Source organism: Moraxella nasicaprae (genome assembly GCF_025643275.1).
Lineage (GTDB): Bacteria > Pseudomonadota > Gammaproteobacteria > Pseudomonadales > Moraxellaceae > Moraxella > Moraxella nasicaprae.
Window position 1 is genome coordinate 2,030,094 of sequence record NZ_CP089977.1, and the last position, 16,410, is coordinate 2,046,503.

The 16,410-nt window shown below is 40.5% G+C and carries 9 protein-coding genes and 1 pseudogene; all 10 read left to right on the forward strand.

Translation table 11 applies throughout. The annotated features are described in order from the left end of the window. Positions 1-55: 55 nt before the first annotated feature. Positions 56-7,942 (forward strand): two-partner secretion domain-containing protein, encoded by a 7,887-nt coding sequence (locus tag LU297_RS09620; RefSeq protein ID WP_263076298.1) that lies wholly within the window; start codon positions 56-58, stop codon positions 7,940-7,942. Between the two features lie 1,384 nt (positions 7,943-9,326). Next, a complete protein-coding gene (locus tag LU297_RS10115; RefSeq protein ID WP_432806259.1) occupies positions 9,327-11,390 on the forward strand; it encodes a hemagglutinin repeat-containing protein in 2,064 nt (687 codons plus the stop codon). Further along, entirely contained in the window at positions 11,380-11,625 is a 246-nt protein-coding gene (locus LU297_RS09635; protein ID WP_263076299.1) for a hypothetical protein, read from the forward strand. Before LU297_RS10115 ends, LU297_RS09635 begins: the two co-directional genes overlap by 11 nt. 104 nt (positions 11,626-11,729) lie before the next feature. Then, positions 11,730-12,386: pseudogene (locus LU297_RS09640) on the forward strand (DUF6862 domain-containing protein); the annotation flags it as partial. Then, the gene (locus LU297_RS09645; protein ID WP_263076301.1) at positions 12,386-12,778 is read left to right on the forward strand and encodes a hypothetical protein; all 393 of its coding nucleotides are present in this window, start codon (positions 12,386-12,388) and stop codon (positions 12,776-12,778) included. The pseudogene LU297_RS09640 and the gene LU297_RS09645, both read left to right, overlap by 1 nt. 107 nt (positions 12,779-12,885) lie before the next feature. After that, the gene (locus LU297_RS09650; protein WP_263076302.1) at positions 12,886-13,512 is read left to right on the forward strand and encodes a VENN motif pre-toxin domain-containing protein; all 627 of its coding nucleotides are present in this window, start codon (positions 12,886-12,888) and stop codon (positions 13,510-13,512) included. A 16-nt stretch (positions 13,513-13,528) separates the two neighbouring features. Next, positions 13,529-13,963 carry a hypothetical protein gene (locus tag LU297_RS09655; RefSeq protein ID WP_263076303.1) on the forward strand — a complete coding sequence of 145 codons (435 nt, stop codon included), beginning with the start codon at positions 13,529-13,531 and terminating at the stop codon, positions 13,961-13,963. Further along, positions 13,942-14,286 carry a hypothetical protein gene (locus LU297_RS09660; RefSeq protein WP_263076304.1) on the forward strand — a complete coding sequence of 115 codons (345 nt, stop codon included), beginning with the start codon at positions 13,942-13,944 and terminating at the stop codon, positions 14,284-14,286. Before LU297_RS09655 ends, LU297_RS09660 begins: the two co-directional genes overlap by 22 nt. A gap of 573 nt (positions 14,287-14,859) precedes the next feature. Beyond that, positions 14,860-15,858, forward strand: a complete 999-nt coding sequence (locus LU297_RS09665; RefSeq protein WP_263076306.1) for a polymorphic toxin type 47 domain-containing protein — start codon at positions 14,860-14,862, stop codon at positions 15,856-15,858. 116 nt (positions 15,859-15,974) lie between these two features. Beyond that, positions 15,975-16,358: a hypothetical protein gene (locus tag LU297_RS09670; RefSeq protein ID WP_263076307.1), complete on the forward strand. Its 384-nt coding sequence runs from the start codon at positions 15,975-15,977 to the stop codon at positions 16,356-16,358. Positions 16,359-16,410: the final 52 nt, after the last annotated feature.

Sequence of the window (16,410 nt, forward strand, 5' to 3'; positions counted from 1 at the left end):
CATTTATACATATTTGTTACAATGTAGTTGCTCTGCATTTTAAAAGAAAAGCTGTATGAACCGCATATATAAAACCGTCTTTAACAAATCCACACAGACTTGGATGGCGGTTTGTGAATATGCTCGTCGTGTTGGTTGTGGCGGTGCAAGTAGCACCAGCAAATCTGCGGCACGAGGCGTAGCGGGTTCTATTACTTTCTTATCCTTTGCAGTACTTATGGCTTTACAGTCAGCCCATGCAGGCACCCCCACCACCATCATCGCTGACTCATCTGCCCCTAAAAATCTACAACCCATCATCTTAAATACCGCAAGCGGCATCACCTCTGTGAATATTGCCACCCCCAATGCTCGTGGCTTATCCAATAACCATTACAGCCAGTTTGATGTCGGTAGCACAGGTGCTGTATTAAATAACAACCGTAAAGCAGTGGGTACCCAAATCGCAGGCTTTGTGGCAGCCAACCCTTTTATGGCTCGTGGCGAAGCCTCTACCATCTTAAACCAAATCAATTCCAATAATCCAAGTCATTTAAATGGCTTTGTTGAAGTGGCAGGTAAAAAGGCAGATGTCATCATTGCCAATCCCAATGGTCTTATCATCAATGGTGCTGGCTTTATCAATGCTGGTAATGTCCATCTGGCAGCAGCAAATGCCCAAGTAAAACAAGGGCAATTATCAGCTTATCAAGTCGGCAATGGTGATACTGGCAATATTCAAGTCAATGGCAAATTAAACCTACAAGGCACCGATTATGCTGCTCTCATCGCTAAAACCGCCCAAATCAATGATGAAATTTATGCAGGAAAACAGCTGGATGTTATCCTAGGTGAAAACCAAGTCAATCTTCAAAACGGTGATTTTACCAAGCTTAATGCCACCAATAAACAAACCCATGTATCATCTGCTAGCCAAACCACCAATAAAGAACAACAAGGCGTTGCCTTAGATATTTCATCATTGGGCGGAATGTATGCAGGTAAAATCCACCTTGTCGGTACAGACAAAGGCTTTGGGGTCAATAACCAAGGGGTCATCACAGCAACCGGCAATGGACAACAACTTGGCACAGGTACACTCACGCTAGATAGTCAAGGCAATCTTGTCAATACAGGCACCATGTCTGCTAAAGATAAACTTGCCATCAACACCCATGATAACACCACTCAAAACGATGGCACCTTGTTAAGTGAACAAGCTGATATCGCCATCAATACCGCAAGTCTTAATAACACAGGTGCCATTCACAGCACCCAAACCACCAAGATTGCAGCCAAACAAGCGATTGAAAACCTTGGCAGTGTCTATGGCGGTGTTTTGCAAGTGGATACGGATAAGCTTAATAACACCGGCCAGCTTATCCAAACTGGTACAGGTAAGCTTGATATCACCACCAATACACTGACCAACTCCGATAAAGCGGTTATCGGTCAAAGCTTGTATGGACAAACCATCATACCCACACCTTCTACCCCAAGCAGCGATCAAAGTGCTGGTAGCATTAGCAATACTCCTATACAGACAAGCACAACAACAGGTAATATCGCCACAAACCCAAATACGCAGACTTTAAACAAACCATCCACCCCAAACGCTAACGGTCATATTACTGCCAGTCAGTCTTTGACTAACACAGGCAATCAAGCACTCATCACTGCCACAGGTGACATCAGCATCAATGCTGATAAAACCCATAACACCAAGCAAGCATCGATTGATGCCGCCACTTTAAACACCAACACTCTTGTCAATACCGACAGTAAAATCGCCTTAGATGATATTAATTGGCAATTGACTCGCTTTGATAACAGCAAAGGTAGTATCACTGCCAAAGATGGTATGGTGATTGGCAGTGAATCTGCCATCATCAACACAGGTGGCAGCTTAACAAGCGGTGGCGATATGACACTTATCGCCAAAGACAGGATTATCAATCAAGACGGCACCATTACCGCGGTCAAACAAGCAGATATTACTGCCAAAGAGGTGCAAAACGGCGGCAGCATCACGGCTGATACACTTACCATCACCCAACAAGCCGACTACGCCCACACAGATCAAGATAAGCTTGTTGCCAATCGCTTAGCGTTTACAACAAGTGGTAAGCTGATTAACCAAAGCCAATTAACCGCAGGTCATGATTTGACACTGAACGCCAAACACATTGACAACAGCCAAACAGGTATCATCACCAGCGGCAATCACACACAGATTACTAGCCAAACAAACATCACCAACCAAGGCTTAATCAATGGTGAAAATACACTCATCAAAGCCAAAAACACCATCAACAATCTTGCCGGTGGTCGTATCTATGGCACGCATCTTGCAATACAGGCTGATACGCTAAATAATACGCCAGCAAAAGCTGTCAACCAACAAACCAATCAAGAAAATGACCATCACACCGCCCCTGTCATCGCAGCCAGAGGGCGTCTGGATATCGGTGTTAATCACTTAAACAACAACCCCAATCCAGATAGAGCAGGTAAATTTAATAAAAACTTTGACAGTCAAGCTTTAATCACAAGTCTTGGCAGTCTGCACATCGGTGGTAGCCTAGATGACAACCATCACGCCACAGGCAAAGCACAGACGGTTATCAATAAAGGGGCAACCATAGAGTCTGGTGGACAGATGCAAATTGCCACCAGCACCTTACTAAATACCAATGCCGACTTTAAAAAGCATACGGTCAAAGTGGAAGCCGAATCCGTTTATGGACAAACACTTTACCGCAACCGTGAGCAATCTGGAGTGCCTGCCACCCAAAAAAGCACCAACATAGCCGATTTGGGCAAAAAGCCCATGGCAGGTTTATTTGACTGCCCTAAAGGCAGTGAATGTATTGTCAATTATGATCACAACTCCACCATTTGGTCATACTTTAAGATTGAACCACCCAAACAGCCTGTTCCAAACATCAAAGCCAAAGACCTGTTAGATGAACCTGACTTACCAAAAGGCGAGACCACTCAAAGCTGTGCCTTGGCGGGTGCAAACAATCAAGCCTGTGCCCAATACAACAAAGATCTGGCGAATTACACCAAGGTCATGGGGCCATTATTAAAATGGGAAGAAGATAATGCTGCCTCCATTGAGGCACTGGAGCTTGCCATTCGGGAGCATAACCGCCAATTTAATAAAAATAAAAGCGATGTGGATTTGGCGTTAAACATCTACACCACCGATGAAGCATATTTAGGTCCAACCAGCCGTAAAGGTGCACCAGATGGTGCTTTGTATGTCAAAGATGTCAGTGGTAACTTTTATCGCCTCACTGAAGAGGTGGATGTCATTACCACTGACTTTGTCGTCTATGAAGATAAAACTCTATCTTCTGACCCTGCTCGTATGGTATCAGGAGAAAATCTTATCATCCATGGCGACACCTTAATTAACGATAAAAGCCAAATGAATGCGGGTAATGGCTTTGCAATCATTGGTGATACCGTGATTCAAACACCTGACAATGGCTTGCATGGTGAAAAAACCAAAGTCACCGAAAATGGTCGCTTTACCAGATATAGCGTATTTGCCTCAGGAATTAACCGCCACAAGCGCAAAGCAACTGGCGGTGGTAGCTTTACTCAATCCTTTGCACCACTAGCAACGTATGAACTTCCCATCTTAAACGCTACCATCAATACCACACCAAGTAGCACCAAGATTGATGAGCTAGCCACAGGCAATGATACTTCTGTGATTGTTGATGTTAAAGACAGTACCATCACCTTACCAACTTCAGCCCTCTACATCATCAACGCTGACAATCCCAATCTACCACTAATTCAAACCGACCCTGCATTCACCAATTACAAACAGTGGCTCTCCTCTGATTATATGCTAAAAGCCCTACAATCAGACCCAAATCACATCCACAAACGCCTCTCTGATGGTTATGGTGAACAACAGCGTATTAAAGATCAGTACTATCTACTGACAGGCAGACACATCAACACTGATTACCGCAGTCATGAAGATGCTTATAAAACCTTGATGGATAATGGCATCACGGCAGCCAAACAGTTTAACTACACACTTGGCACGGCACTCACGCCTGAGCAGATGGCAACTCTCACCACGGACATCGTTTGGCTTATCAAACAGCCCATCACGGTTGTCACCAAAGACAAAGATGGCAATAGCATCAGCAAAACCCAAGACGCCTTAGTGCCTAAGCTGTATCTGCGTTCTGCCAATGCAGATACTGGCACACTGAGTCCTGATGGCAGATACAGTGCCGTCTCAGCCAGAAGCATTGACATGCAGCTGACTGGCAATCTTGACAATAATGGCAACATCATTGCCAAAGACACCGCAAACATCAATGCAAACAATGTCACCAATGACGGCGGTGTTTATGGTAACTTTGTCGCTGTCACAGCAGATAACACCATTGCCAATCATGGCACCATGTATGCAAACAGTGCCATGAGGCTAAGTGCTGGCAATAACATCATCAACCAAAGCCAAACAGCTACCCATCACAATAAACAAGGGCAAAGCGCTTCATCTAACACCGCCATCACACGCATCGCCACCATCCGTGTAAGCGATGGATTAAAAGACCAAACAGATGACAATGGCAATCCATTAACCACCCTAAGTCTGCGTGGCAATCAGATCATCTATCAAGGTGCCGCATCAGACAACGCAGGTGGTAGTACCCACATGACCGCCAAAAACGGCATTAACATCACCACCATCACCACAAGCAATCACATCAATGCTGTCGCTGATGAGAATAACTACTTTAACTACAGCCAAAGCACCGATGTGGGTTCAACCATCACCAGTCATGGCAACTTAACGATAGCCACAACAGGCAAAGATGCTGACATCAACATCAAAGGTTCAAGCCTACAATCAGACGGCATGACTGCTGTTATTGGGACAGGCGACATTAGCATCACCGAAGGTCGTGCTACCCAAAGCTTGGATACAGCAAGTAAATTTACCAACAAAGGACTTGTTAGCAAAAAAACCACTCAAACCGCCTATCAGATGGACAGCAATACCAGCATTCAAAGTACGGTGGGTGGTGAGACTGTACTGATGAAATCAGGTAGGAATATGCAGGTTGTGACAACCAATGTACTTGCCGACAAAGACATTCTGCTTGCCTCAGGTGGCAATATGACCATTGCCAGTGCTGCTAATACACAAAGTATGCACGAATATTCACAGGTGGATAAAAAAGGCTTATTTACCACTTCGCCAACTTCTGCCACATTGGGTAAACAACGCACTCAAAATCAAGCAGATGCCATGCAGACCACCTATACAGGCTCGCTGATTGGTACTACAGGAGGTAATGTTCGCCTAGTAAGTAATGACAGTCTTGCCATCACCAATAGCGATGTCATTGCCAAAAAAGATGGTGCCAACACCAATACAGGCAATATCTACATCCAAGCCACTGATGCCACCATCCAAAGCCAAAACACCATCAGCAACAACAGCCATCGCTTTGCCCAAAAAACCACAGGAGTGACTGCCAGCGTCTCTAGCAGTCTTGTTAGCGAGGTTCAAAGCCTAGAAACGCTAAAAGAGTCTGTTAATGACACCGACTCTCGCAAAGCTAAATTGGCTGGCACTTTAGCGGCAGCTTCCAAGGTTAAAACGCTTATCAATAACCTAAACAATAAAGACTTGGGTAGTCTAAGGGCTCAAGCCACTATTGGCTCACAAAGCACCAAGAGCCAAACCACAAGCCATCAAGAAACTAATGATGCTGCTAACCTTTTGGCTCAAAATAATCTGATCGTCAACCTTAAAGGCAAAGGTGCGGATTCGGATTTGACTGTCATAGGTAGCAATCTTACAGTGGGCAACAACTTCTACCAATCGGTAGAAGGCGATGTCATCTACCAGGCCTCAACACAAACTGATACCACAAACAGCCAAAACAGCAGTAAAGGTTGGGGCGTGGGTATCTATGCCAGCACTCAGATAGGTGGTGGTCAATCCAATCACGGCTTTACCATCAATGCCAACAAAGCAAAAGGCAATAGTACTGAAACAACCACCACCCACACCAATACCCAAGTCACTGTTGGCGGTACAACCATCAATGACATTGGTGGCAATCTTATCCTAGATGGTGCCAATCTTGATACCAAGCACCTAACTGGTACAGTTGGCGGTGATTTGATTGTCAAAAGCCGTCAAGACACCTATCAATACACCCATGATCAAAAACAAGCAGGATTTAGTGCCGATGTTGGCTTTAATGGCAAACCCCAAAGCATAAGCATCAATGGTGGTAAAACCGATGTAGATGCCGATTATGCCCAAGTCACCCGCCAATCAGGCATCAAAGCCAAAGAGTCCACCCTAATCGTACAAGGACAAGGTAAGTTTACTGGTGGCTATCTCATCACCGATGCCGGTAAAAACCAAACCCAGTTTGCCCAAGGTATCCAAACCCAAGACATTCACAACCATCTAGATTATGAAGGTGATGCCATCAGTGTCGGCATTGGTATTGGTGTAGACACCAGCAATCCAAATGGCAAAGCAAAACCTGCCCTACAAGGCCTAGGCTATGGTAAAATAGACCCAACTCATAAAACCAGTACCACCCATTCTGCCATCACAGACCAAGCAGGGCTTAGCCATATTAATACAGACAACTTCAAACAAGCAGAAGTTCAACATGAGCTTAACCAAATCATCACCAATGATTTTAATAAAGAGCAAGTGCTTAAAGAGTTAAATGCTCAGGTGAATATTACTACTGAGTTTGGGAGAGAAGCTCCAAAAAGAGTGGCGGAGTTTGCCGACAACCAAGCCTTTAAACTTATTCAAAAGCTAGATGAACTTAATGATAAAAACATTGACATTGCTTCTGATGAGTATCAAAATACCATCAAAGAGATTGATAAGTGGAGCGAAGGTGGGGTTTATCGTGTGGCGTTGCATACGGCTGTTGGTGCTTTGGGGACAGGCACTATCGAAGGAGCAATATCAGCAGGTGCAACCGCCTACACCATTCCAAAGATAGACGAATACCTAAAAGAACAAGGCTTTGATGAAACCACAAGACAAACCGCCTTGCTTACCTTATCAGCAGGCATTGGTGCGACTGTTGGTGGCGATACTGCAAGCACTGCCAATAATGCTGGGCAGGTGCAGTGGAATTATTTGAGTCATAAGGAGAACGAAAGATTGAGAGAATTAAAAAAAGAGAAAGCTGGACTATCTAACGCCTACGGCAATTGTGTATCTCAAAGATGTGCAGAAATTACACGAGAAATAAAAGTGCTTGAAGATCTCAGTAAACAACGAGATAAGGCGTTTGATAAAGCTTATACAGACTGCCGTGCAGGCAAGGATTGTAATCAGTTTTATTATTTGCATGTCATTCAAAGAAGAGACTGGAATAAGGATGCAGAAGAATTATTTAAGGTAAATCGCAGTGATTGGAAGCTGATGGAGGATTATCAAAATGCCTTTCACAACTACAATGCAAATGGCATTCCAGAAAAATTACCTAATGGTAACTACCGATACAAAAAATTTGTTCACAATAACGGGCAAATGGAAATAATTATTGATACAAAAGACGGTATTTTAAGTGATGATGACTACACTAGAATTGTAAGAGATCCAACCAATGCTGGAACATTTAATTATTACGCCCCCAGTGATGCTAGTGGTCATAAATTATATGATGTAGATCCGTATACAAACTTTGGGAATGGTAAGGGCGACAAAACAACTCTATCAAACAGAAAAAATGTCATGCTACGCCTACCAGTCCCCTATACAAATTACACAGTTCCAATTGGAACTTCTGGTTTTTGGACAGGAAATCTACCAGGAAAAACCACAAACCCAAAAACAATGGGGGCAAATAGAATAACAAATAATGCCGAACGTAGCTTTAACGCATCACAAGATTTTTGTGAGAATAATAAGGAGGATTGCAAATGAGAAGTAGTAAAGTATTTTTTTTACTAATCTGTATCTTTTTATTTGTTTTGATTGTATATAATATATTATCAAATCATGTAATTAGAACTTTTTATTAAATAGTACTACTGCTGTCAATTAAGGAATCAAAATTGCCCATGATTCTTTTGACGAATCTGAAAAATTATGTGAAGCAAATAAGAGTAATTGTTATCATGAAAAATAATTTATTTTTTATTTTTTTGTTTTTTGTTTTTATTCTGTTAATTATTTTTTCAAAGACTATTATTGCTTATTTCTTAGTTTCATTTGGGTATGTTACTGTTTGATTTTACCTCTACATGATTCACATTAATAATCAAAAGTGTTTTCGAAATTAATGTTAATATAGATTTTATCAAAAACAGGAAAACCGCAGGCAATAGGGGCGGGTAGAATTATTAGTGAAAAATAAGACAAGCTAAAAAATAAGTTTGATAAGTCTCAAAAAATTTGTGAGAATGATTATGTTCGATGTGAAGAAAATGATTAGATATTTTTGCATTGCTTTTGCAATCGGTGGGGTTTTATGGATCATACTTTACTCTTTAGCTGTGATAGGATTACTACATAGCAACTTATGAATAATCTTGGGTCTCTAGCACGGAAGAAAATTGGGAAGATGCTAATGAGAATTAGGATAAGAAGATTTATTCTTATAACAGCCATACTAATTATTCCCAGTTATTATCTGCTAAGCATGTATACCAGAGGATTGGATATAAGAAAGGATTCTATTTTGGGTGAAGCAATAGCGGATATCCCTTTCAAATATAATCCATCTAGGAATCTAGCAGTAACTCAATCAATTTCCATAAAAAATGGCAAATTGGTACATTATGTATATATTTTCAAATTTCATGGTGTATTTTATAATAAGAAACTTATTTTCAGCTTCAAGGGGGATGCTACATGCGGTGATTATAATTCAGAAAATGTTAATTCATGGATAAATTGGCATGGTGATAGCAAATTAAAAATCAATATTAACAGCAATACGTTACAGAAAGTGTTAATAAAGGAAGAGAATTATGATAATGTTCAAATTGATTACTTATATTATTTCGAATCCTGTAATAGGATATAGCACGTATAATGTGTATACATAATATTATTAAAATAGCCCGTAGATACCATCTCCCAACCCCAAAGTCAAACCCTAAATTGCCTGAATTTGTGGTTGGTAGGGTTTTTGGTGCTTAACCACACCAAAACAGATTTGTACCAATTTACGCATACAAGCATATAGTACGGCAGGATGTGTGTCACACACCATTAATTTAAGCTGTTTTAGGATTGTGTTGCACGCACTACCACATGCTATGCCAACACCACAAACAGCCAAAACAGCAGTAAAGGTTGGGGCGTGGGTATCTATGCCAGCACTCAGATAGGTGGTGGTCAATCCAATCACGGCTTTACCATCAATGCCAACAAAGCAAAAGGCAATAGTACTGAAACAACCACCACCCACACCAATACCCAAGTCACTGTTGGCGGTACAACCATCAATGACATTGGTGGCAATCTTATCCTAGATGGTGCCAATCTTGATACCAAGCACCTAACTGGTACAGTTGGCGGTGATTTGATTGTCAAAAGCCGTCAAGACACCTATCAATACACCCATGATCAAAAACAAGCAGGATTTAGTGCCGATGTTGGCTTTAATGGCAAACCCCAAAGCATAAGCATCAATGGTGGTAAAACCGATGTAGATGCCGATTATGCCCAAGTCACCCGCCAATCAGGCATCAAAGCCAAAGAGTCCACCCTAATCGTACAAGGACAAGGTAAGTTTACTGGTGGCTATCTCATCACCGATGCCGGTAAAAACCAAACCCAGTTTGCCCAAGGTATCCAAACCCAAGACATTCACAACCATCTAGATTATGAAGGTGATGCCATCAGTGTCGGCATTGGTATTGGTGTAGACACCAGCAATCCAAATGGCAAAGCAAAACCTGCCCTACAAGGCCTAGGCTATGGTAAAATAGACCCAACTCATAAAACCAGTACCACCCATTCTGCCATCACAGACCAAGCAGGGCTTAGCCATATTAATACAGACAACTTCAAACAAGCAGAAGTTCAACATGAGCTTAACCAAATCATCACCAATGATTTTAATAAAGAGCAAGTGCTTAAAGAGTTAAATGCTCAGGTGAATATTACTCAAGCATTTGATGCTGAACGCCGTGCCATTAGAAGTGAATTTGCTAAAAAAGCAGAAGACCATCGCAAACAAGCAGAAAGGCTATCAGATGACGACCCAAGAAAGACAGAGCTTGTACAAGAGGCCCAAAAGATTGAACAAAACCTAAGACTCTTCGATGGCATCACCTCTGCCTTGTATGCTCCTAATTCAAATGGTATTATAGGTGATGTGGCAAGAGCAGCAAGCCCAGAGCTTGCTTATCGGATTGGTCAAGAATTTAAAGAAAACAAAGCCCTAAACCAAACAGACAATGGTAACAGACCAGAAGAGCAATCAGCCAATCATCTACTGGCTCATGCCATACTTGGTGCTGCCACAAGCTATGCCACAGGTAATGACATCGCCACAGGTGCCGTCTCTGCGGTAAGCAATGAGGCTGTCGCCCCAGTATTGTCAAATTACCTATATGGCACCAAAGAAACAAAAACACTTAGCCAAGAACAAAAAGACACCATCACAAGCATTCTAAACCTAGCCACTGCTACAACCATCTACACAGCAACTGATGGCAGCACCACTGATGCAGTAAGTGGGGCTGAGATTGGGAAGGTTGGGGTGGAGTGGAATGCGGATACTATACGTCTAGATGGCAAAGATGCTCATGATAGAGTATTTGAAGCAGAAGCTAAACGATTGTTTCCTAATAATCCTGAGTTGCAGCAGCAATATATTGCTCAACAAAATAAAAAAATTGGTGAAATTAGTTTAGCAATCATAATGACCGCTGTGCCAACCGAAATTTATGAGGTTGCACCAATCGGCAAAGGGTTTGGTATTATTGCAAAGGGAAGCAAGAAAGTTGTTGGTCTTTTTAAGAGCAAAGGAGATGCTGAAAAGGTATTGGAAGGAGCCAAGAAGCAATCTAAAGCTGATAACAACATATATAGAGATGATAGTTATGGCTATACTTGGTCGCAAGGAAGACCGCGAGATTTTAATCGAAATTTAGCCACTCACTGGAATAAGCATAAGCATGAATTTCCCGAGTTTCGGTCTCAAAACGATTATTATAGATTTGCAAGAAATTTTGTTGACAATCCTCCTGCTGGAACTCTAACTAAGGTTAGAGCTAATGGAGATATGGTATTTTATCAACCGTCAACAAATACTTTTGCTATCAAGGATAAAAGTGGTAGCATTATGACGCTATTTAAACCTGATGTTACAAAACATAAGTATGCTACAAATTTGGAGTATTTTCATGCACAATAGCAATAAATTCAATAGCTGTAAGATATGTGGTTACTATGAAAGCGGTTGGTTTCCATGGGGTGTTGATGGTAGAACGCCATCTTTTGATATTTGCCCCCAATGTAATGTGCAGTTTGGCTATGAAGATTGTAACGATGAGGCTATAAAAAGTTATAGAAAAGTTTATGAAGAGATGATTAAATATGACCAAAATAAGAAAAATTTCCATACCTATATCCATGGATGCTCTAAATAGATTAAATTACAATATCTGCGAAACCCAATAAAATCAATGGGTTGCATAATAATGATGGGTTACGCTATCGCTAACCCAGCCTACGGGCTGAAAAGAAATGTGAAGAACATGTTCAAAAATACGATAAAATTTCTGCAGAGCAAGACGAGGACTTACGTAAAACTTGTTCAAGCAATCCAAATAATGTTGAGTGCCATCGTATGATGGAAGAGGCTTTGGAGTATGTGGGACGGAACAGAAATCATTATGGAAAGGCAAGCGATATCCAAGATTCGACCAAAAGAGTTTTAGGCGTTGCTAACTATGCTGGGTATCATACCATCAATACTCTAGATGAAAGGGCAAATTATTTTGGAGCTATGTATGGTTATACAAAACAGCCTTGGTTTGGGGTTGCTGAGGAAGTATCGCGCATCGACTTAGTGCAGGCAGAAATAGCCGGGTTTGAAAATTGGGTAAGCGATGCTGGCAAAGTGATTATGAAAAATGGCAAGTCAGAGTTTCAATGGATATATCACAATCATCATAACGCCCCAGCAAACTGGAGTGATCAAAGACTGGTTAACGAGCAGACAGATAGAGAGTTACAAAATGTGCATCAATCATATTATCATAGATGGCATCCTGCAACCCAATTGTTATTCAATAAAAAAGTTGGCTTCACCCCTTCTAAAATAGATTCTTTTTTAGATTTTAGGAATCGTATACATAAGGGCAGGATCTTGATAAAAGAGTTTAAGCAAAAGCATGGGGTGAGATAATGAATACATATTATGCTGAATTTACCCTGATGTTGGTATCAATAATGGTTGGATTTTTTGTTATCCAACCCTTATCCCTGTTGATTGTGTTGATGTCTTTGTATCGCTATTGGATGAACAATAATTCGCTTGAATTAAGAATAGCGATCTATGCATTGCTCGCTATTCATGGTTATTCCTGTATACTTTTTATTTTAAATTTGGTGTTTTTTAGTGATTTTGCTCTATCCGTTTTTAATGATATTGACGGAATGGCTGAACTATTTGTCGTGTATGCCTTATCACTTGTTTGGATTTTATCTTCTTTGTTTGTTCTTGTTGGTTGGAGTGCTTTAATAACACGCAAATATTTTTTTTGCATTTTGTTGGCATTTGTCAATATTGCTTATTAGTTTGGTTGTGGGTGTTGTTTGGTTTGTTTCTAGGGTTTAACTGAGATCGACCAATAAGGATTCAATCACATGACAACCTAAGACTCTTTGACGGCATCACCTCCGCCTTGTACGCCCCTAACTCACATGGTATCATAGGTGATGCGGCAAGAGCAGCAAGCCCAGAGCTTGCCTATCGGATTGGGCAACATTTTAAAGAAAATAAACTCAAAAACGAAATTGACGGGGGTAATCGTCCAGAAGAGCAATCAGCCAATCATCTACTGGCTCATGCCATACTAGGTGCTGCGGTAAGCTACGCCACAGGTAATGACATCGCCACAGGAGCAATATCAGGTGTAGCCAATGAGGCTGTCGCCCCAGTATTGTCAAATTACCTATATGGCACCAAAGAAACAAAAACACTCAGCCAAGACCAAAAAGACACTATCACAAGTATTCTAAACCTAGCCACTGCGACAGCCATCTACACAGCAACTGATGGCAGCACCACTGATGCAGTGAGTGGGGCTGAGATTGGTAAAGTGGGGGTGGAGAATAATAACTGGGGCGGAGAGAATTGGGCTTACAGTGTAGCTGGTGGTAAAGAGTATGCACAAAGCCAGGCATCATTGGAGGCTTATTGTGCACAACAAGGTGGGGATTATGCAAAATGTATGGGGTGGAGCGAACCAAAACAGAGTTCTTTACCAATTCCAAAATTGCCAAAGGGAGCTGTTTCTTTGGGGGGTTAATGCTCATCTAGAAGCATTGGGCGCAGTAGTCTTAGAGGCGGGTGTTGTTGTAACAAATAACAACAATGCTGGCTTTCCTGATGCTGGTCTTTATTATACATATTCTGGTGGAGCTGGTGTTGTTGGAGCTGGTGTTGGGTTGAATGCTAGTGCTTATTCGGAAGGACGTTCTAATTTTGATGGATACTCAAAAAGTGTTAGTTCATGCTTTCCATTAGCATGTACATCCGTTCATTTAAGTGATGATGACAAACCTAAAATTATTGGGAGTAGTGTTAGTGCTGGTGCCAAAACCCCATCAGTTTCAGTTACTCTCAATAAAACACAATCAGTTATGGTTGAAGATGTTTTTAAACTTGCTGATGCTGTTTCTAATGGTTTTAAGGATGGTGGTTATAAACACAAAAAAGAAGAGAAGGACAAAAAAAGATGGAAAAAAATGAAAAAATAGCGTACAACAAACTCATATCTAGAAAAAATACAATGTTATTTGCATTTCCACCTATTGGTTTATTTGCTTGGGTTTATTTTGCTTATTTTTTCGATGTAACAAACCCAGTAATAATGATTGTGATTGGCGTGGTCATCTCAGGCTTGGCAGATGCTTGGTTTAGAAAAATCAATATATGCCCATTTTGTAAAAACCCGTTTTTTTTACAGAGAAAAGATGGTACACGAGATATTAGCTTTAACATATTTACACAAACCAAGTGCATTAATTGTGGTAAGCCTGACAATGGCAATAAACCCAACAAATCCAAGGATTGCATTTAAAATGAATGTAAGAAAATCTAATTCAACAATTCAAATTTTTCAAAATGTAAAAGTCAATAACATCAAAGAGTTAAGGAATGGTTTGGTTTATTCAATATATATTTAAATTTTATTTAAAATTATTTTTTTGCATTCTAGCAGCTATATTTTTATTATACGCATTTATAGCCAAAGAAACAGCATATTATTACTGCAACAATTCTTGCATAACGATAATAGCACATCAGAAGGGTAATGGTCTATTTTTTAGGGTATATGACGGTATTATGCTTAGCAAATATTCGTATTTATTTTTTTCTTATGCTGAATACCCTCCTGAGACATACATATATATAAAAAAAGAAAAAATCAACGGTAAAATCGTTGTAGAAAATTTCACAAAACCAATCCAGTATAAGGGAATATTGGATAATGTAGACTTTTATATATCATCTTACGATAGTGATGAAATAAGGTATATGGATCTAAGATATTTGCATTTGATTTTTTAATTGGCCCGTAGGCTGGGTTAGCGACAGCGTAACCTAGGTACTATGATGTAACTCATTGATTTTGTTGGGTTTCGTTATCACTATGACCACAGGCACTATCAAAGGAGCAATATCAGCAGGCACAACCGCCTATACCATTCCAAAGATTGATGAATACCTAAAAGAACAAGGCTTTGATGAAACCACCAGACAAACCGCCTTACTTACCTTATCAGCAGGCATTGGTGCGACTGTTGGTGGCGATACCACTGCCAATAATGCTGGACAGGTGCAGTGGAATTATTTACTCCATAGCCAAATGGATTCTTGGGAAAAAGCGTTGGCTAAATGCACGAATGATGCTTGCAGAAGAAATACCATTCAAGAGTATTTAAAGCTTTCAGATGAACAACAAAAAAATCTTGAGAAAGTTTGTGTTGCCAATTACAATGCCTTACAATGTGAGAGTTTGAGACAAAAGTATTTTTCGCTTGATGAAACTTTAACGGACACCAATCCTAGCAAACTGGGTGGTATAAACATAGATCAGCAGAATAAAGAGGCTGAGGCTGTTTGGATAGACATTGCTCGAAGTAATCCAAATACTTCGTCGGTAAATCAACTGGGTTGGATGGTGCACGACAACGGAGGGTTTGGTGGTCGTAGTGGTGGTGCGGTTGGTGCTGTGGCTGTGGGCAGCGGGAGAAAAAGCGTCAATCCCAGCAGGTCTAATAGCCAGAACCAAAGAGATTTAGACCCTGTTTTAAAAAACGGTTATATTTTTAAACATGGGGTGGATATCGATCTAAGAAATACAGGCAAAACTCAAAAAGATGCTTTGGATTTGGCATTCCAAAAAACCGGGGTTAGTCGTTCTGAGTTCTCTGTTACTAAATGGGCAAAAGGTAAGAATGGTAAAAGTTTTCCAGTAGAATATCGGGTTTTGTCTGAAAAAAACAGAGGTGCGGAGGTCAATATAGACATAGGACATACTAAACAGGGAACACTAGGTTCTCCACATATTGGATGGCAAACTCCGGGAAAAAACAACATAGTTGGTCACATTTTTGTGGACAAAGTTGATGTGCATAGAGTGAGGTAATTTATGAGTAATAAACCTTATTTTGTTGAAGATTTTTTTGAGGTACTGTTGGAAAAAACATATCTCAATATTCAATACTATCATCTAGGGATAGAAAAACTTTTTTTGAGCTGGTATTGAATAAATTTTTTAAAAGAAAGAATTTTTCAGATGACTTGTGGGAATATGTAATTGATGATCATACAGTCATACATCTACCCTGTATTGCTAAAAACAGATCATTTTTCTTAGAAAGACTTTCCTTTAGTCAATCAGTTTATTTTTTCTTTGAACCTTTGGAATATGATGAAGTGCTACACTTTTCCAATTTAAATGATTTGGTGGCTATTTTATCTAATTGCTATAACTTTAATTTTTATATTATTACTGATGATTTATCAAGCTGTGTGATTTGGGAAAGATATGAATTCTTAATCGGTCTTGGCCAATGTCAAGAGCAAATTGAAATAATAGGGAGGGAGTGGCAGGCTTTTTGTGGGGCAAATAGCCCGCAGGCTTAGATTAGCGACAGCGTAACCCATTGAATTGTTTGATTTTGATTTGTTAAACCTC